The 19,401-nt window shown below is 60.9% G+C and carries 15 protein-coding genes; 5 read left to right on the top strand and 10 right to left on the bottom strand.

The features are described from left to right. Window positions 1–327 precede the first annotated feature (327 nt). On the bottom strand, window positions 328–1,011 hold the full coding sequence (gene pyrE / locus DWY51_RS06340) for an orotate phosphoribosyltransferase (protein ID WP_006236284.1): 684 nt from the start codon (window positions 1,009–1,011) through the stop codon (window positions 328–330). Window positions 1,012–1,448: 437 nt separating this feature from the next. Here pyrE and mgtA point away from each other — a divergent pair, with 437 nt between their 5' ends. Next, window positions 1,449–4,217 (top strand): magnesium-translocating P-type ATPase, encoded by a 2,769-nt coding sequence (gene mgtA, locus DWY51_RS06335; RefSeq protein WP_117770248.1) that lies wholly within the window; start codon window positions 1,449–1,451, stop codon window positions 4,215–4,217. A gap of 110 nt (window positions 4,218–4,327) precedes the next feature. Here the strand turns inward: mgtA and DWY51_RS06330 are convergent, their stop codons facing one another. Beyond that, window positions 4,328–5,872, bottom strand: coding sequence for a helix-turn-helix transcriptional regulator (locus tag DWY51_RS06330; RefSeq protein WP_158556922.1), 1,545 nt, complete (start codon window positions 5,870–5,872; stop codon window positions 4,328–4,330). Between the two features lie 406 nt (window positions 5,873–6,278). Here DWY51_RS06330 and DWY51_RS06325 point away from each other — a divergent pair, with 406 nt between their 5' ends. From DWY51_RS06325 to DWY51_RS06310, 4 genes are all read left to right on the top strand, one after another. Further along, a complete protein-coding gene (locus DWY51_RS06325; RefSeq protein ID WP_117758603.1) occupies window positions 6,279–7,016 on the top strand; it encodes a DUF4428 domain-containing protein in 738 nt (245 codons plus the stop codon). 24 nt (window positions 7,017–7,040) lie between these two features. Next, on the top strand, window positions 7,041–8,363 hold the full coding sequence (locus DWY51_RS06320) for a hypothetical protein (protein WP_117770246.1): 1,323 nt from the start codon (window positions 7,041–7,043) through the stop codon (window positions 8,361–8,363). Between the two features lie 48 nt (window positions 8,364–8,411). After that, window positions 8,412–9,653, top strand: coding sequence for an SPFH domain-containing protein (locus tag DWY51_RS06315; RefSeq protein ID WP_117770245.1), 1,242 nt, complete (start codon window positions 8,412–8,414; stop codon window positions 9,651–9,653). Between the two features lie 80 nt (window positions 9,654–9,733). Continuing rightward, a complete protein-coding gene (locus DWY51_RS06310; protein WP_117770244.1) occupies window positions 9,734–10,576 on the top strand; it encodes a hypothetical protein in 843 nt (280 codons plus the stop codon). A 109-nt stretch (window positions 10,577–10,685) separates the two neighbouring features. Here DWY51_RS06310 and DWY51_RS06305 read toward each other — a convergent pair whose 3' ends face one another. The 8 genes from DWY51_RS06305 to DWY51_RS06270 all read right to left on the bottom strand — a co-directional run bounded on the left by DWY51_RS06305 (window position 10,686) and on the right by DWY51_RS06270 (window position 19,368). Continuing rightward, window positions 10,686–11,306, bottom strand: a complete 621-nt coding sequence (locus DWY51_RS06305; protein WP_117758600.1) for a response regulator transcription factor — start codon at window positions 11,304–11,306, stop codon at window positions 10,686–10,688. After that, a complete protein-coding gene (locus DWY51_RS06300; RefSeq protein ID WP_147333363.1) occupies window positions 11,303–12,796 on the bottom strand; it encodes a sensor histidine kinase in 1,494 nt (497 codons plus the stop codon). The genes DWY51_RS06305 and DWY51_RS06300 overlap by 4 nt, the downstream gene beginning before the upstream one ends. 2 nt (window positions 12,797–12,798) lie before the next feature. Further along, window positions 12,799–14,598, bottom strand: coding sequence for a histidine kinase N-terminal 7TM domain-containing protein (locus tag DWY51_RS06295; protein WP_158556921.1), 1,800 nt, complete (start codon window positions 14,596–14,598; stop codon window positions 12,799–12,801). Between the two features lie 425 nt (window positions 14,599–15,023). Then, window positions 15,024–16,454 carry a 6-phospho-beta-glucosidase gene (locus DWY51_RS06290; protein WP_117634553.1) on the bottom strand — a complete coding sequence of 477 codons (1,431 nt, stop codon included), beginning with the start codon at window positions 16,452–16,454 and terminating at the stop codon, window positions 15,024–15,026. Window positions 16,455–16,798: 344 nt separating this feature from the next. Then, the gene (locus DWY51_RS06285) at window positions 16,799–17,443 is read right to left on the bottom strand and encodes a DUF4867 family protein (protein WP_117770241.1); all 645 of its coding nucleotides are present in this window, start codon (window positions 17,441–17,443) and stop codon (window positions 16,799–16,801) included. Window positions 17,444–17,587: 144 nt separating this feature from the next. Further along, window positions 17,588–18,076 (bottom strand): S-ribosylhomocysteine lyase, encoded by a 489-nt coding sequence (locus tag DWY51_RS06280; RefSeq protein ID WP_117770240.1) that lies wholly within the window; start codon window positions 18,074–18,076, stop codon window positions 17,588–17,590. Window positions 18,077–18,212: 136 nt separating this feature from the next. Next, complete coding sequence (locus DWY51_RS06275) at window positions 18,213–19,118, bottom strand: IS3 family transposase (protein WP_233504648.1); 906 nt, start codon at window positions 19,116–19,118, stop codon at window positions 18,213–18,215. A 4-nt stretch (window positions 19,119–19,122) separates the two neighbouring features. Then, window positions 19,123–19,368: a hypothetical protein gene (locus DWY51_RS06270; protein WP_233504647.1), complete on the bottom strand. Its 246-nt coding sequence runs from the start codon at window positions 19,366–19,368 to the stop codon at window positions 19,123–19,125. Window positions 19,369–19,401: the final 33 nt, after the last annotated feature.

Here is a 19,401-nt window from a genome sequence, read left to right as displayed (position 1 = left end):
ATTTTCGGACACCTATCCAACGAGCGTGGATAATCTCCCACTTTGAGGCCGTCACCGAGCCAAAACCGGGAGATTATCCACGCTCGTTTCTGACTAGTCATTGGGGACGTTCTTAAACGACTAGTCAAACAAGAACGTCCCCAATGATTACCACGGCAACACCGATGTTTTGGCAACGCCAGCGAGCGAGCCGCATTTGAGGCAAGGTGACGTGAAACGAAAGGGCGCTGACCTTTCGGTCGTGCCCTTGAAGTTGAACGTCAGATTGTCCAAATGCGGCCCGCGCAGCGTCGAGCCGTTACGCGATTTGGTAAAACCGCGTAACTACTACTCCCGAGCTCCGTACTGCTCGTAGTAGGCGTCGATGGCGGTCTTGAGCTCGTCATCGATGACAACCTTGCCGTCGATCTCGTGGTTGTAGAGGGTCTCGACGACCTCGGCCATGGAAACGATGCTCGCGACGGGGAAACCGTACTTTGCCTCGATCTCCTTCTGAGCGGTGGTCACGCCGCCCTTGCCGACCTCCATGCGGTTGAGGGACACGATCAGGCCCTTGATCTCGACATCGGCAGCAGCCTTGACCTTGGGATAGGTCTCGTCGATGGACTTGCCGCTGGTGGTGACGTCCTCGACCATGACCACGCGGTCGCCATCCTGGGGCTCATAGCCCAGCAGGTTGCCCTTGTCGGCGCCGTGGTCCTTGGCCTCCTTGCGGTCGCAGCAGTACTTGACCTCCTTGCCGTACAGCTCGTGGTAGGCAATCGCGGTCACGACGGCCAGGGGAATACCCTTGTAGGCCGGTCCAAACAGCACATCAAAGTCATCGCCAAAGTTATCGTGAATGGCCTGGGCGTAATACTCGCCCAGCTTCTTGAGCTGGTAGCCCGTCACGTAAGCGCCGGCGTTCATAAAGAACGGGGACTGACGGCCGCTCTTGAGCGTAAAGCTGCCGAACTTAAGGACGTCGGACTCGACCATAAACTTGATGAACTCTTGCTTGTAAGCCTCCATGCGGGCTCCTCTCGTAATCGCGTACGTGCCCTCCAGTTTAGCGCAGGCGAAGCGTCGATGCGGGCGCGCTTTGAGGCCACGGCATTCTGTAAAGGCTTTGTCAGGGGCAATGGTTTTCCAAACAAAGGGGTTGACACGGCAAACCCCCTCATCAAAAATACGGGCGGATTAAAACGGGTACGAGATACCCAAAGCGCGCCGCGCCCGGCCTTAGGGAGGTGTGCCATGGAAGGCAGTCATAGTCGAAAAACCTGCATGTCGCCCTCGGCACGCCACGAGGATTCCGTATTCGCATAAGCGTCACGAACCGATCGTCAAAACCGCCACAAAGGTGCCTGTCCCCTTTGTGGCGGTTCGCGAGCTTGACGTGAGCGACATCTAGGTTTTTTGAAGCAAATACGACACGTACGCTAACTCCCTTCAACAAGGAGGACCCTATGCTGATGCTCAAAACCGCTACGGTACTCGAAGCCATCTCCAAGCACCGCCGCACGGCGCGCCCTGCCGCCCACGCCGGCCTGTCCAAGAACACCATATTCGCCGCCACCCATTGTGCTGAGGACACTCTCGTACTGCTTGACGCCACGGCAAACGGCCTCACCGCCGAGCGGGCAACCGAGCGCCTGGACGCCTCCGGCCCCAACACCATCGAGGCGCCGACCAAGACACTCGCCCGCCGTATCGCCGACGCCTTTGTCGATCCCTTCGCCGGCATCCTCGCCGCGCTCGCGCTGGTCTCGCTCTACATCGACGTGCTCGCCGTGCCCGAGCCCCAGCGCGATCCCTCCACGGTCATCGTCATCGGCATCATGCTGCTGGTATCGGGCGGCATGAAGTTTATCCAGGAAGCCCGCAGCGGCAATGCCGCCGAGGCCCTCAAGGACCTGGTCTCCAACACCTGCTGCGCCCTGCGCGACGGCGAGCGCCTCGAGATTCCCTTTGACGAGCTCGTCCCCGGCGATGTGATCTGCCTCTCTGCCGGCGATATGGTGCCGGCCGATGCCCGCATCATCACCGCGCGCGACCTGTTTGTGATCGAGTCCGCACTCACCGGCGAGAGCGAGGCCGTCGAGAAGACCGCTGCCATCACCGTCGTCGAGGGCGCCGACAGCTCCGCGCTGCCGCTCTCTGCCTGCAAGAACATCGTCTTTACCGGCACCTCCGTGCAAAACGGCACTGCCATGGCGCTTGTCGTTGCCACCGGCTCGGACACCTACCTGGGCGGCATCGCCAAGATGCTCAACGGGCACGGCGAGAAAAGCGCGTTTGACCGCGGCGTGTCGAGCGTCTCCATGCTGCTCGTACGCCTCATGCTCGTTATGGCGCCAGCCGTCTTTGCCATCAACGCCGCCACCAAGGGCAACGTCATCGACGCGCTGCTGTTCGCCACGAGCGTGGCCGTGGGCATCACGCCGCAGATGCTTCCCGTCATCGTGACCACGAGCCTGTCACAGGGCGCCAAGGACCTCGCTCGTCGCCAGGTTATCGTCAAGGAGCTGCCGGCAATCCAAAACCTGGGCGCCATGGACGTCCTGTGCTGCGACAAGACCGGCACCCTCACCGAAGACCGCATCGTACTCGAGCGCTACCTCAACACCGATGGCAACGAGGACGCGCGCGTGCTGCGCCATGCGTTTTTGAACAGCTTCTTCCAGACCGGCCTGAAGAACCTTATCGACCTGGCCGTCATCGACCGTGCCGACGTGACGCCCTCGGCTGTCGCACCCGATTCCATGCTGGGCCAGAGCCTGCGCGACCGCTATACCAAGGTCGACGAGGTGCCCTTCGATTTCTCGCGCCGTCGTCTGAGCGTAGTTGTCGCCGACGCCCAAGGCAAAACCCAGATGGTCACCAAGGGAGCTGCCGAGGAAATGCTCGAGATCTGCTCCTTTGTCGAGGTCGATGGTGCCGCCCAGCCGCTTACCAAAGATAAGCTCGCCCAGATTCGCAAGCAGGTAGCCGGGCTCAACGCCGAGGGCCTGCGCGTGATTGCCGTGGCGCAGAAAACCAATCCGCGATGCGTGGGCGAGTTTGGCATCGCCGACGAGTGCGACATGGTGCTGATGGGCTTTTTGGCCTTCCTCGATCCGCCCAAAGCAAGTGCCACGGGCGCCGTCGCCACCCTCGAGGCCAAGGGCGTCGCCGTTAAGGTCCTGACCGGCGACAATGACCGTGTCGCCACCACCGTCTGCGAGCAGATCGGCATCGACGCGAGCAACGTCTTGCTGGGCTCCGAGATCGATGCGCTCGACGACGCCGAGCTTGCCGAGCGCGCTGAGAACACCCACCTCTTCGCCAAGCTCTCGCCGCTGCAGAAGGCGCGCCTGGTGCGCGTCATGCGCGAGCTGCTCGGCCACACCGTGGGCTTTATGGGCGACGGCATCAACGACGCCGCCGCCATGCGCGCGAGCGACTGCGGCATCTCGGTCGACTCCGCCGTCGACATTGCCAAGGAATCCGCCAATATCATCTTGCTCCAGAAGGACCTGGGCGTGCTCGAGCGCGGCATCATCGAAGGCCGCCGCACCTACGGCAACCTGCTCAAGTACCTCAAGACCACGGTGAGCTCAAACTTTGGTAACGTGCTGTCCGTGACCGTCGCGAGCCTGTTCTTGCCGTTTTTGCCCATGAGCGCCCTGCAGCTGGTGCTGCTATCGCTGGTCTACGAGATCGTGTGCATCGCGCTGCCGTGGGACACCGTCGACGACGCCTGGACCGCCCGCCCGCGCGCCTGGAACGCCGCGTCCATCAAGGGCTTTATGCTCGAGTTGGGCCCTGTGAGCTCGCTGTTTGACATTGTGACCTTCGCCGCGCTCTTCTTTGTGGTGTGCCCCGCCGCCGTGGGCGCAAGCTGGTCCGAGCTTGCCGCCGCGGGCGACGTCGCGGGTATGGCGACCTTTGCGGCGCTCTTCCAGAGTGGCTGGTTTGTCGAGTCCATGTGGTCGCAGACGCTCGTGATCCACATGCTGCGCTCCCCGCGCCTGCCGAGCGCGCGCGACCACGCCGCGCCCGCGCTGTGCGTTCTCACCGTGCTGGGCCTGGCGCTCGTCACTTGGCTGCCGGCAAGCCCCATCGCCGATGCACTCGGCCTCATGACGCTACCAGCGAGCTTTTTCGCGCTGCTCATCGGCATCGTTTCCGCCTATATCGCGCTCACCCAACTGGCCAAGCGCCGCTACATCGCCCGCCACGGCGAACTGCTGTAACTCCACAGGCGCTCCCGTCAAAACCACCACAAAGGTGCCTGTCCCCTTTGTGGTGGTTCGCGCTGGCAGTGGCTGCCCAAAACAGCTAAAAAAGCCCCGTCCCAAATGGGCTAGTCCTTGGGCGCCCAGGACCAGAAAAAGTTGATGAGGGCCACACGTGAGGAGGCGCCGGTCTTTTTGTTGATCGAGGCGATATGACGGTAAAGCGTGGAGCGCGAAAGGAAGAGCGTTGCGGCGATGTCTTGAACACTCTCGCGCGATGCGACCAAGGCCTCCAAAATATCGCGCTCGCGCTGCGTAAGCTCAAAGGCGACGGCGAAGGTATCGAGACGCTCGTCGAGTGTGGACTCCGGCACCTCTGCGGGGGCGGGCTCGCTCTGGGCGGATACGGGATCCGTGCCAAGGTCGCTAGCAGCAAACGCCAGGTCGCCGCGCACTTCAACGTCATAGACCTGATGCCCAGACTGTCCCAGCAGCGAGATCGCAATGCCCACAAGCAGTACAAGCCCCACGCCCACTGCCAACAGCACGTTCTGGCTCGAGACAATCGCCACCGCCGGTGCCGTCACGAGCATCGCGCAAACGTTATTGATGACGCAGCCCATGCACGGCCACAGATACGACCAATGCGCATACACCGAAATGGCGGCAAACTTCGCCGTGAAAAACACCACGAAGAAGCCCGCACCCAGATAGAAGATAACGGTGGCGGCAAGTATGTTGGCGCCGTTGGCATCGGTGATAAGCACAGCGAATGAGAGCGTGGACAACATGGCGGCGCAGGTCATGATGATGTTCATACACGAGCGCCCGCGCAGGTCAAATAGGGCGCCGGCGAGCAGAGCGCTCACGCCCATCAGCAAGCGCGACCAATCGCCCAAGTCAACGGACCCGGCGGCGTGCGAGATCGTGAGCCCCGCATTGAGGGCGGCAAACACCCCGGTAAGGCAGGCGGTTGCAATCGTCAGACGCACCACGGCGCGCCGAAAAGCCGCCGTTGACTCGGGATCGTTTTGCCATTTGGCGCCAAACTCCGATGCATCCACCGAAAGCTCGGAGATATCGGGTTCAGGCCCAAACTCAGATTCGCCGCGCAGCTTGGCACGGCGGACGCCGTGGAGGAGCGCCACCTGCGCGACCGCACAGGCAACAAAAACAAACTGCTGCGGAATCCCCGCGGGTATCACCATGTGGCTGAACACCTGAAGCAGGACGCCCAGAGCATATGAAAGCGCCGCCGCGCGCGCCAAGTACGGCGTCCGCGCAAAGCGCCGCGCAAAGTTGGCGTGAGCGGTCGATCCGCAGTAGCCCAGCGTGCAACACGCCATCAAACCGCCGGCAATTACCACCTCAAACCGAACCGCCATAATCATCAGCAGCAATGCCGACACCAGCAGCACGCCCGTGATGTCGCTCGTCGTATCGATCGCGCGGGGGCGGCGATAGTACAGAATAGGACGCACAAAAAAGCCGATTACGCTCGCACCGACGATGAGGGTCTCGTAGGTAGCAACCTCGCTCGGCGGCACAAACTCGGCCACGCGCATGTCGAAGAGGTACTCGCCAGCCAAAAACGTAAAATAGAACAGCGCCAGGCATATAATCTCCCGAATGCCCCAACGCAAATACGCTGTTGTGTCTCCCACACCTTTCATGAATACCCCCCCCCCCCGCAGTCGCTTAATGGCCTGCAAACTCATTCTATTAGAGAACCAGTCCTAATATCGAACCTATCCTCAAAATGTCGCTAATTTGACCCCAACAGCCCACGGCGTAAACCGATTTTGAGCCGCAAGGCCCAGAAGGGGCGCGCACGGCTTGCAGCTCGGCAAGGAGTGTCCCCAACTGCCACTCATTTAAGTCTGTCCCCAATGAGTGCCTTCGACAAAGAGTGTCCCCCGCGACCAGTCGTTTAAGAACGTCCCCGATGACTACCCGCAGATGAAAATGGGCCATGTGTCCCAGTTGTGGAGACTCGTTGAGCCGTCTGGGTATCGTGAAAGGCTGCGCACTCCCCCATCATCAAAAGTGACACACGCTACCAGTTGATGGGAGGCAGCCATGGGCTTCTTTGACAAGATGTTCGAGAAGAAAGAGTGCGCGATTTGCGGTACCGAGCTGGGACTTCTAGGTAAGACAAAAATCAATGAAGGCTACCTGTGCAAAGAGTGCGCCGGCAAGCTCTCCCCCTACTTTCACGGCTATCGCTCCAGCACCGCGGACGATATCCGTGAGCAACTCGCCTACCGCGAGGCCAACGCCGAGCGCCTGGCGTCGTTCAACCCCACGCGCACGCTTTCTGCCGGGCGCACCAACATCATGCTCGATGAGGACGCGGGCCTGCTGATCATCACCTCGCAGAGCCGCTGGCGCGACGCCAATCCCGACATCATCGAGTTCTCGCAGGTACTCGGCTGCGATATGGATATCGACGAGCATCGCACCGAGATCTATCGCGAGACCGAGGACGGCGAGCGCGAGAGCTACAACCCGCCGCGCTACGACCTGGATTACGACTTTAATCTGACCATTCACGTCAACACGCCGTACTTTACCGAGATCAACCTGCGCGTAAACGACTCCACCATCGATCAGCGCGGCTCCATCGAATACCGCGAGGCCAAGCGCCAGGCAACCGAGGTCCGCGACGCGCTGGTGCAGCTGCGCCAGGAGACACGCGACAGCGTCGTGGCCGCCAAGGCCCCCAAGACCGCGGTGACCTGCCCCTTCTGCGGAGCCACCACCATTCCCGATGCCAGTGGGCGCTGCGAATACTGCGGCGGCGCCATCGGCGCATAGCCTCCGGCACGGAAAGGACCGATCATGGCCTTCGAGAGCGTCAACTATCAGTGCCCCGCGTGTGGCGGCCCCCTTCACTTTGCCAGTGCCGAGCAAAAGCTCGTCTGCGACTACTGCGATTCGCGTTTTGAAGTCGAAGAAGTCGAGGCCCTCTATCGCGAGCGCCAGGACAAGGCAGATGCCAAAGCCGATGCGGCAGCCGCAACGCCCAAGCCCGTCGCCGACGACGCGGTGCAGGAGCTCGCCCAAAACGCCGGCTACATCTGCTCGTCGTGCGGCGCCGAGCTCGTGTCCGACGGCACCGTCGCCGTCACCACCTGCCCGTGCTGCGGCAACTCTGCCGTGGCGCCCGGCCAGCTCTCGGGCGACTTCTCGCCCGACCTGGTGATTCCGTTTAAGCTCGGGCGCGACGACGTCACGGCCGCACTCAAGGAACACTACAAGGGCAAAATCTTGCTGCCCAAGAGCTTTGTCACCGGCAACCACATCGACGAGGTCCAAGGTGTCTACGTGCCGTTTTGGCTCTACGGCGCCCGCGTTGACGGCGAAGTGTACTTTGACGCGACCAACGAGACCGTGACCGAGGAATCCGACCGCACCGTCACGACCACCGACCACTACGACGCCTATCGCAAGGGCAATATCTCGTTTAAGCGCGTGCCCGTCGACGGATCGTCCAAGATGCCCGACGGCCACATGGACGCCATCGAGCCGTTTGACTACGACGCGCTGCGTCCGTTCTCGGTCGCATATATGCCCGGCTACATCGCCAACCGTTACGACGAGGACTGCGAGACCTGCAAGGCGCGCGCCGAGCGCCGTATGGAGGAGAGCACGATCTCGGCCCTGCGCGAGACCGTCGTCGACGAATATGACGATGCCACGGTCGAAAGCAAGCAGCTCGACTACACCTGGGAAGACAGCGACTACGCCCTGTTCCCCGTCTGGATGCTCTCCACCTCGTGGAACGGCAAGAGCTACCTGTTTGCCATGAACGGCCAAACCGGCCGCTTGGTCGGCGAGCTCCCCTGCTCCAAGCCCAAGCTCGCTATTGCCTCGGTGCTGTTCTTTGTGATCGGATTTATCCTCTCCCAGATTCTCTTTATGGGTGAGAACGCCTTCGATCCGGATTACCTCGCCTTTGATATCGAGGGCATCCTCATCAACATCGTCGCGCCGCTGATCATCGTGATTATCGGAGACGTGCTACTGGTAGGCCAGCTCAAGACGGCCAACGAGGCCACCCACGCCGACGAGTACTGCGGCGAGCTCGACCTGACCGAGAAGCACGACACCTTCAACCACACCGAGACCACCGTTGTCATGAAAGACGACAAGGACGACTAAGCAATCCGACCAATACCACCCGGCCTTTGACGAGAAAGGAAGATCACCATGGGACTCTTGAAAGCTGGATTGGGAGCTGCCGGCGGCGTCATGGCCGACCAGTGGAAGGAATTCATCTACTGCGAATCGATGCCTGCTGACGTCTTGGCCTGCAAGGGCAGCAAACGCACCGGTGGCCGCAGCTCCAACACGCGCGGCGAGGACAACGTCATCTCCAACGGCTCGGTCATCGCCGTCAACGACGGCCAGGGCATGCTCGTGGTGCAAAACGGCAAGATCATCGAAGTCGCGCTGGAGCCTGGTGAGTTCGTCTTCGATACCGGCAGCGAGCCGAGCGTCTTTAGCGGCAACCTGGGCGATTCCATCAAGGAGACCTTCGCCAATATCGGCAGCCGCTTTACCTTTGGCGGCGACGCGGGCAAGGACCAGCGCGTCTACTTCATCAACACCAAGGAGATCATCGGCAACAAGTACGGCACCGCCTCACCTGTGCCCTTCCGCGTGGTCGATAACAACATTGGCCTGGACGTCGACATCTCCGTGCGTTGCAACGGCGAGTATTCGTACCGCATCACCAACCCGCTGCTGTTCTACACCAGCGTATGCGGCAACGTGACCGATAGCTACACGCGCGACAAGATCGACAGCCAGCTTAAGTCCGAGCTTCTCACCGCCCTGCAGCCCGCCTTCGCCAAGATCTCGGAGATGGGCATCCGCTACAGCGCCATCCCCGGCCACACCACCGAGCTCGCTCGTGCGCTCAACGAGGTCCTCTCTGCCGACTGGCGCGACCTGCGTGGTGTCGAGATCGTGAGCTTTGGCGTCAACTCCATCGCAGCCTCGCAAGAAGACGAGCAGATGATCAAGGACCTGCAGAAGGCCGCCGTCATGCGCGATCCCACTATGGCGGCAGCCAACATTGCCAGCGCCCAGAGCGACGCAATGCGCGCGGCAGCCGCCAATCCCAACGGCGCGATGGCAGGCTTTATGGGCATGGGCATGGCAGGTGGCATGGGCGGCATGAACGCCAGCCAGCTGTTCGCCGCCGGCCAGGCACAGCAGCAGGCCGTCCCGCAGCCGGCTCCGGCACCCGCTCCCGCACCGGCTCCTGCCGCTGCTCCCGCGGCCGGCACATGGACCTGCAGCTGCGGCGCCACCAACACCGGCAAGTTCTGCTCCGAGTGTGGCAGTCCCGCACCCGCCCCGGCACCGGCCAAGTGGTTCTGCCCCAACTGCGGCAGCGAAAACGGCGGCAAGTTCTGCAGCAACTGCGGAACGCCCAGGCCCTAGCCCCTCTATCTGGTAATTGGCGGGGGATCCGCCACCCCCGCATTTGCTTCTATGGGTTTCGTTCGATAAAGGAGGACACCATGAAGACAACGTTCAAAAAGTCCGTACTCGCATTTCTGACATGCGTCCTTGCGCTCGCCTTTGCCCTGACGGGCTGCAGCGGCGGCGGCAAAGACCCCAAGGCCAACTTCGTCGGCAGCTGGGAACTCTCGGGTGGAACCATGGAGGGCGAAGAGCTGACCGATGAGTACATGAAGATGCTCGAGGATTGGGGTGTGCACTGCGTCCTGATTCTCGATGAGGACGGTACAGGTGCCCTCGACCTGTTCCTTGAAGTCGTCGACCTTAAATGGGAGGCAAAAGACGCCACCACCGTAACCATCACCGCCGAAGACGAGTCGCATGACATGAAGCTCAAGGACGGCAAGCTCATCCTCGAAGAGGATGACGGCAATCTTGTCTTTACCAAGTCCGACAAGGACCTGTCCGGCACGGTGAAGAAGGATCGCGAGGCGGCCGAGAAGGAAGAAGAGATCGACGAGGCCGTCGAAGACGACGACGTCCAGAAGATTGAAATCTCCCCCGCCGTCACCGTTGCCGATGACGACCTGTGCACCATTACCATCACCGAGAAGTTCAAGGACGAGTGGGGCGACATCGGTTTTGTCGTCAACATCACCAACAAGAGCGACAAGGACCTGACCTTCTACGCCCCCAGCGGCAAGACCAACGTCAACGGCACCATGAAGGAACCCTGGTTCTCGGCTCACCTGATGCCCGGCACCAACGCCACTGAGGAATTCACGTTCTCGAACGGCACGCTCGATAGCCTTGACGACCTGGTCAACACGACCATCGGCATCGACGCCTACCTGACCGATTCCTACGAGGACGTCGCCTCCTACAGCGCAACCATCGCGTAGCGGTAGACCACGACAGCCGCGGATTGGCGGACACATCCGCGCACACCAGACGGGGCCGCAGGAGATGATCCTGCGGCCCCGTCGCTTTTATGCCGATGCGCAACGAGCGCTAGCGCTCTATGTTGGGAACGATGCTGCCCTCGGTCACCGCATGTACGGCCAGACGCATGATGTTGTCGTAGCCGGTCTTGCTCAGGATCTCCGAGATGCGGCGCTTGATGGTGCCCTCGCTCATAAACAGCTCGGCCGCAATCTCGCGGCGGCTTTTACCCTCGCAGGCAAGGCGCAAGATCGACAGCTCGACATCGTCGAGGGCCGCCGTGCCCGAGAAGATGCTCTCGGGCGGCTTGGGAAACGTGCAGTAACCCGCCAGCGTGGAGCGCATCACGGCGAACAGCTCGTCGATACCGACGTTCTTGTACACAAAGCTGTCGACGCCCGCCTCGCGGGCCTGATCGACAAAGGTGATCTCGGGCATGCCTGTCATGATAATGATGCGACACTCGGGCAGCTGCTCCTTGATGCGTGCCGCCGCCACGATGCCGTTTGAATCGTGCTCGGTGCACACGTCCATCAGTATCATGTCCGGGCGCTCCTTGAGCGCGACACCCAAGGCCTCGGAGGCATCGGCGATCGCGGCAACGACGGTCATATCGGGCTGGTCGCCAACGGAGCGCGCCAGGCTCTCGCGCAGGATGGCCTGATCTTCGACAATTAACACGCGGATCATGAGTTTCTCCTTTGGGACGTGTCGTTGGCGTTAAGCGGAATGGATACCGTAAGCGTAAAGGGCGGGGTGGCGTGGACCTCTAGGCTGCCACCCAGATCTTGCGCGACATGCCTCATACCTGGGATACCCGTTCCCTCGCGATACGATACGGGGGCCGGGGACCCGTCGTTAGAAATCGTCATGTGCGCGACGGCGTCAGCATCCGTCCTCTCCTGCCACAAGCGCACATGGACCCGATGCGCCTGCGCATGCTTGGTGGCGTTGGTCGAGGCCTCGCGGATAATCTGCAAAAAGGCGGCGGCGACACGCGCGTCCTCAGGCAGCGCACCCTCAACATCGATCTGCACGCTCACCAGGCCAAAAGCATGGACGATATCGCCCAGTTGCTCTGCCGGTTCGGTGTCGCCCCCGCTGCGCAGATCGGCAGCGATTGAGCGCAGCAGCGGGTCGATCTGCTCGAGCGACTCGTCGTCCAAGCGCCCCTCCTCCAAATAGCGATGAAGGATTGATAGGCGCTGGCCGATCACATCGTGAACGCGGGTGCGCATGCGCAGATAGGCCGCATTGTCGGCAACTTTTTTGACTTCTTCGATCTGGGCCTGGAGCTCTTGGCCCGCAAGCTCAAGCAGGTGATTGGCCTGCGCCAGGCGGTCATGCGCATGCGCATACTCTGTCACGTCCAGACCGATTATGCGCTCGAACGAACGGCCCGAGACCATAACGTCATCGCACACAAACAGGCGAATCTCGGCGGGAGAAACCTCGACCACCGCACGCGCCTCACCAAAGCGGTCCAGGTTGATCCGCACGCGGTTCTTACCGCCTTCGGGCATTTGCATGCTGAGCTTGCGCAGGTCGTTCCATGTACCGCTCATATCGCCTAGGTCGGTGGGCATATGAAGCTCCGCCAGGTTTTTGCGCATGCAGCGGTTCATGAGCAGTGGACGGCCCCTCGAGTCCAGATACAGGATGCCCACGGGAATCACGTTGATGGTTTCAATCGTCGAGAACGCGGTGATATCCTCTTGGCGGTTACGGACGTCCATCAAGAGCGCCGCGACGGAACGGAACAGGAAGAACGCTCCCTCTGCGATAAGGACAACGGCCCATACCGAGCCCATGGCAAAAACCACCGGCGGTGTCACGGCGCCAACAAGCAGCAGCTCGGCCAGCATGACAGGGCGACGATAGCGCACCATAAGGACCACGCCATAGGCAAAGATCGCGGCATTGAGCCACAGCACTCCGCCCATTGCCCTGGCGCAAACGTCAAGCGGCGCCACCAGATACGAGCCAGACGACGCGAATAAGATGAGCGCCGAAATCATCAGGTGAAGCACAAGGCTCGTCTCGTAGGCGCAAATCACCTTACGGTTATAGGACGAGCGGCGCGATGCGATGAGCGGGACGTGGATCATCTGCAGACACGCAGCCAGGGCAAAGACAACATCGAGCGCAACGATTTGGGGAAGGATGAACGAAATCTGCATCGTCACTCACCCGCCCTCGGCATCAAGACGATCATGCGCAGCTGGCCGGGCTCGCCCTCAAGGCGGTATGCCACGTTGCGCCCTTGCAGAGCGCTTTCGAGCTCTTGCGCAGCGGGCGTCTGCGAAAGATCTTCATCATCGTTGGAAAAAAGCGTGGCGCGCAGCTCGACACTGCACCGGTCATGGTCGCCCAAGTGATACATAAGCGCCGGATGGTCGGTGGTGTAGGCAAAAAACGCAAAGTCATACACGCAGTCGTACAGGGCGCTTACCGTACTGGCGTGCATCGGGCGCCGTATGGCGATAATCGAGGCGCAATCGACATCGATGGTGCGTAGGTCACTTGCAAGCTCGTTGGCGATGAGCTGAATGCGGTCGCGGTCAAAACCGCTCTCCCCGTGCTGTGCCAACGTGAGCGACCCCTTGCGTTTGCAATAGGCGACGAGCATCTTGGCGCGCTGCAGCATGCGGTAACGCTCGTGCGAAGATGCCTCATCGGTCAACGGCGGCAGCGAGCTCAGCAGGTCGTACATCCCTTCGAGCGCACGGGCAAGCGCTTGGTCCACGTCTTGGACCAGTAAGGTCTCGGCCTCTTGGTCTGCCAAATGTGTCTTAAGGTCGTAGTCGGCGGCAAGCAGCTCATTTTGGCGTTGCAGCTCCATGCGACGATGCGCCAGTTCGCGATTGAGTTCGTTGAGCTCCGAGACGTCCTGGGCAAGGAGAGCCGATCCACCCAGCAGCGGAAAGGCGCGATACATTACATCGGGATCGGACGCCACGGCAAAGGCGTGAGCGTGCCCGTGCTCTTGGACCCGCAACTCCTCACGCACGCCTACCGGCATTGGCTTTGACACCGGCGTGACATAGACTTCCTGCAGGTCACGCGTTAGAACTTTGAGGTCAAGCGGCAAGGTGCCGAAAATACCGGCGATATCGTGGTACGACGGGATGACACCGCAATCGAGACAGATTTCCATCGCCACCACGCACAGGACGCAGTAGACAAGTGAAAAATTAAGCCTCCATGCCCAGGGCACACGCAGCGCATATGAAATGGCAAAGAACGCGCCGCCCAATAGGACAAGCGCGGCCGTGCCCGAGAAACGCTGAATACGAAAAGACGAGGACCGTCCTACCAAGATAAAAAAGGCAACGAAGTTAAAGGCTGTCCATACCAGAACGGTACCGTAGCCCCAACCATATGTGTAATCGTTGCTCCAGGTTCCACTCGATCGATCGAAATGGAAGACCTGCTGATGAACATCGTTAGTAAGCACAAAGCCGATAAGCAGGACAGCCATGACCCACAAAACGGTGCGGTACCGACGCCCCATACGATGCTGTTCCAAACCCGCGAGGCGCAGACCGCACAGCTGGTAGACCAGCGGAATGAGCGTCATGGGCACGTAGTACAGGTACCACAGCACGGTGGCATAGAACGGCGTGAACGACTTATATTTGAGGATGACCTCGATCATCCACAGGGCACAAATGGCGGCGATGGCAACAAGGCGGCGGCGCAAGACGTAGTCCAAGCAGCGTAGGTACGCCAACACACCCCAGATTGAAAATGCAATTGCGGCGACAAGCAGCGGGAGAGAGCTCGAGTGGACGAGCGCATCCACGACCTCTTCGGACACCTCGCTATAGGCGGGCACGGCGTTAGAAAGTTTGGGGTCGAAGGCGAACAGCGCCGGCAAGACTGCCAAAACCATGAGGAACAGCGCGGTGATGGCGCCGGCGATAACAAAGACGCGGTGGCGATACACGCCATGCGATATGCCAACAAGGAATCGCGGCATGGCGAAGAGCCTGCCGCCCCTAAGATCCGCCACGGGCGCGGATCGGGCGGTCGCGTGGCCGATATGTCGCTCGCGGGTACCCATAGTGCTTTTAGTGTACCGACAGGCGGGCCCAAAAAGCGGGCCACATGTCCCAAAATCCGCCGACGGCGAGGGACGTCGCCAGCGACTAGTCGTTTAAGAACGTCCCCAATGACTAAGACAAAACGAGCGAGGATTTTTGGACGCCCAAATGGCGAGAGTGGATAATCTCCCACTTTGAGCCCACAAACAGGCTAAAAACGGGAGATTATCCACTCTCATTCTGCGGGCACTCATTTAAGTACGTCCCCAATGAGTGCTTTCACTTCTTTTAACAAAACGCCCGGCGGGCATTAACTGCTCGCCGGGCGTTTTGGTTAGGAGGCTATGGTTGTTGGGAAGCCTTAGGCCAGGTCCTCGCCGTTCGTCTCGATGACGTGTTTGTACCAGTCGAAGCTCTTCTTTTTGGAACGCTTGAGGGTTCCGTTGCCCGCATCATCGCGGTCGACATAGATAAAGCCGTAGCGCTTGGACATCTCGCCCGTGCCGGCAGACACCAGGTCGATCGGGCCCCAGGTGGTGTAGCCCAGCAGGTCAACGCCGTCCTCGGTCACCGCATCGCGCATCGCGGCGATATGCTGGCGCAGGTAGTCGATACGGTAGTCGTCGTTGATGGAGCCATCCTCCTCGACAACATCCTTGGCGCCCAGACCGTTCTCGACCACAAACAGCGGCTTCTGATAACGGTCGTACAGGTCGTTGAGGGTGATGCGGAAGCCCAGCGGATCGATGGCCCAGCCCCACTGGCTCTCCTGCAGGTAGGGGTTCTTGGCGCCGGCGAAGGCGTTGCCCTGGGTGCGCTCGACATCGGGGTTATCGGCACCGGCGGAGCAACGGGTGCTGTAATAGCTAAAGCTGATGAAGTCGACGGTGTTGGCGGCCAGGATCTCGCGGTCCTCATCCGTCATGCCCACATCGATGCCCAGACGCTCGAGCTTCTTGACGGCATAGGCCGGGTAGTAGCCGCGGCTCTGAACGTCGACGAAGAAATAGTTGCTCTGGTTGTCAATCTGCGCCTGGCGCACATCGCCCGGACGGCAGCTGTAGGGGTAGTAGCTACCTGCGGCAAGCATGCAACCGATCTTGACCTCAGGGTCGATCTCGTGAGCGATCTTGGTTGCCCAAGCGCTAGCGACGAGCTCGTTGTGGGCGGCCAGGTACTCGACGGCCTCCTTGTTCTCGCCCTCCTCAAAGACCAGACCGGCACCCATAAACGGCAGGTGCAAGATCATATTGATCTCGTTGAAGGTAAGCCAGTACTTTACCAGGCCCTTGTAGCGGGTGAAGATCGTGGTCGCGAGGTTCTTGTAGAAGTCGATGAGCTTGCGGTTGCGCCAGCCGCCGTACTCCTTGATAAGGTGAATCGGGCAGTCGAAGTGCGTGATGGTCACGAGCGGCTCGATGCCGTGCGCCTGACACTCGCGGAACACGTCCTCGTAGAAGGCCAGGCCGGCCTCGTTGGGCTCAGTCTCGTCGCCGTTGGGGAAGATACGGGTCCAGGCCAGGCTCATGCGGAAGGTCTTAAAGCCCATCTCGGCAAAGAGGGCGATGTCCTCCTTGTAGTGGTGATAGAAATCGATGCCGGTCTGCGCGGGGTAGTAATAGCCGTCCTCGAAGTCGAGCATCTTGCGCTGGCCGGAGACCACCGCATAGCGCTCGGGGCCGTGCGGCGCCACGTCCACGTTGGCCAGGCCGCGGCCATCCACGTCGTAAGCGCCCTCGCACTGGTTGGCAGCCGTCGCGCCGCCCCACAGGAAGTCTTTACGGAAAGCCATGCATCAATCCTTTCACACGCTGTTTGTCGTGGTTTCAGTATCCCCGTAAGCAGCGCGCTACTCAACGGCAACGACGCAGGCCGACACTTCTTTTCGCACACGGCGGCCCGGCAGCCGCCCCTGCCTGACACTTTCTGATACCGCCGCCCCACACCACCACAAAGGGAACAGGCACCTTTGTGGTGGTTGGGGACGGTTTGTCTCGATCTGTAACAGGTAGGCAGCCAAAACCGGGCTTGGTGTTACAGATCGAGATTTTCGGGCAGCCCCCCGCAGTTTGTCTAAATCTGTAACAGGTAGAGACGATTTAGCCCGCTAGATGTTACAAATCGAGACGGAAGATGCTAGTCACAGGTGATGTCGAGGTTCTTGCCGACGAGGCCCACGTAGCCGCCCTCGGCAGCCTTGGGACTATCTGCGTGGCAGAGGACCCACTTGTCAGCCTTCCAGTAGCAGTAGCTGTCGCCGACCGCGGGCACGTCGGCTGCGGCCTCGGGGCGCGGACCATTGGTGCCGGCGGGCAACGCAACCATTACCTGGAAGCCGCCGTCGTCGACCATGCATGGCGTGTAGTGGAGCGTGGTGTTGAAGACTTCGACGACCGTACCCGCCGGCACGCGGAACGCCTTGACGCACGCGGTGTCGAGCTTGCCGTCCTCGATCTCCCAGCGATGCGCCACGAGCAGGATAAAGTCGCGGGCGCCCAGGTTAAACTCGCTGGCGCGGTGATACTCCAGGCAGTTGAGGCGTGTGTTGTGGCCGTTGCACCAGCCGAGCTGGAAGGGGCGGCCGCCAAACATGAGAAAGCCCAGTTTGTCGGCATCCTTGACGCCCTCGAGCTCCGGCGCACTTGCTACGTACTTGCTGCCCTCGGGAATGGGCGTGGCAGAGAGCACCTCGAGCACGGGCGACGTGAGCTCGGACGGAACGTCATCCCAAACGTTGCCATAGGATTTGAACTCGGGATCGTTGACAGAATAGATGTGCATGTTCGCTCCTGTTCGTAAATGTGACTATACGAACATTCTAGAACAAACATGAGCGATTTTGAACGCTCGTCCCGACCACTCAACAAAAAGGCGCCCCCGCATAAGCGAAGGCGCCCAATGCGCGCGCTTTGGGCGATAAAGCCCTTACGCCTGCTGATAATGCAGGTGCTTCTCATCGATATCGGCCAGGTCACGGTCGAGATAGCGGCGTGCGAGCCAGTTTGCCATGGGGAGGTTCTGGTCCAGATAGTTACCGCACTCCTCGGGAGCGGCACCGGGGACATCGCCCTCAAAGCCGGCGACAAACTCGAACAGCTCACGCACGAGCGGCAGGATCTCCTCGCTCGTCACCTCGCCAAACACGACGAGGTAAAAGCCCGTGCGGCAGCCCATGGGACCAAAGTAGACAATGCGGCTCGACCACTCGGCATGGTTGCGAAGGAACGTCGCGCCCAGGTGCTCGATGGTGTGGCACTCGGCCGTGTTCATGACCGGCTCCTTGTTGGGCGTGGTCAGGCGCAGGTCAAACGTGGTGACGGCGGCGCCGGTCGCCGGATCGCGGTCGATGCGGCTCACGTACACGCCGGGCTCAAGCAGCAGATGGTCAACGGAAAAACTCGCGATACGCTCCATGGCAGATCCTCTCGATAGTCAATTTAGGACGGGGCTCTTTTAGCTGGTTGGAATGGTCGCACCAATCATACCAGTCAAAAAAGCCCCGTCCCAAATGTGAACTGCGCCCCAATTCTTGGACGGGCTAATAAGCGGCCTACGCCGCACATAGGGACTGATTCCGGAATTCCTCCGGGGTCAGTCCCTTCAGTTTAACCTGCCTCCTTCTCGTGTTCCAATGGATGATGTATTCGTCCAGGTCTCTCTTGAAGTCTTCGAAGCAAGGCCATTTTCTTCCGCGAAAGAACTCGTCCTTCATATGGCCGAACACCTGCTCCGTCGCGCCGTTGTCGATGCAGTTGCCCTTCCGGGACATGCTCTGCACCACGCCGGCCTCCTCCAGCCGCTTGCACCACCCGGCCTGCTGGTACTGCCAGCCCATGTCCGAGTGCAGGACCGGCCTGGAGCCCTCGGGCATCTTGGACACGAGCTGGTCGAGCAGCTCGTGCTGCTGGGCCATGTTGGGATGCAGCGACGTGGACCAGGCGACGATCTCCTTGCTGCCGAAATCGTAGACCGGCGCGAAGTAGGCCTTGCCCCAGGGCTGCTTGAACTCGGTGACGTCGGTGCCCATCTTCTCCCACGGCCCGTCGGCGGCGAAGTCCCTGCCGATGACGTTCTCGAAGGTCTTTCCGACCTTGCCCCTGTACGAGTTGTACCTGTGGTAGTCGGTCTCGCGGCGGATCCCGCAGCTGATGCCCATCTCGCGCATCATCTTCAGCGTCGTCTTGTCGGCTATGCGCACGCCCTGCTCGGCGCGCAGGCACATGGCGATCTGCCTGTGGCCGCACCCGTTGGCGGTGCGCGAGAATATCTCGGCGGCGGCCTCCCAGAGCTCGGGCCTGGTGGGAGCCTTCGGGTGCGACAGCGCGTAGTAGTAGCTCGACCTCGCCAGGCCGGCGCACTCGAGCAGGTCGGCGAGGGGATATTGCCCTGAAAGCCCGCTCACGACCGCGGCCTTTTCGCCGTTCGAGAGCGTTTCTCCGCCTTCAGGGCGATCGATTTTTTTAGGTAGGCGTTCTCCGCCTCGAGCCTCTTGATCCTGCGCTCGAGCTCTTGCTCGCGCGTCGTCTCCCCGGACGGGGAGCCGGACCCCCTCGGCCTCCCCCTGCGTTCTCCGCCTCGAGCCTCTTGATCCTGCGCTCGAGCTCCTGCTCGCGCGTCGTCTCCCCGGACGGGGAGACGGACCCCCTCGGCCTCCCCTTTGGCTTTGGCCTGAGCGCCTCCGGGCCCTCCTCCCTGTACGCCTTCAGCCATTTCTTGAAAGGGCTTGGCGAGGCTATCCC

It is taken from the genome of Collinsella sp. AF25-2LB (genome assembly GCF_003458415.1).
Classification (GTDB): domain Bacteria; phylum Actinomycetota; class Coriobacteriia; order Coriobacteriales; family Coriobacteriaceae; genus Collinsella.
This window is presented reverse-complemented; position numbering and strand designations above follow the sequence as displayed.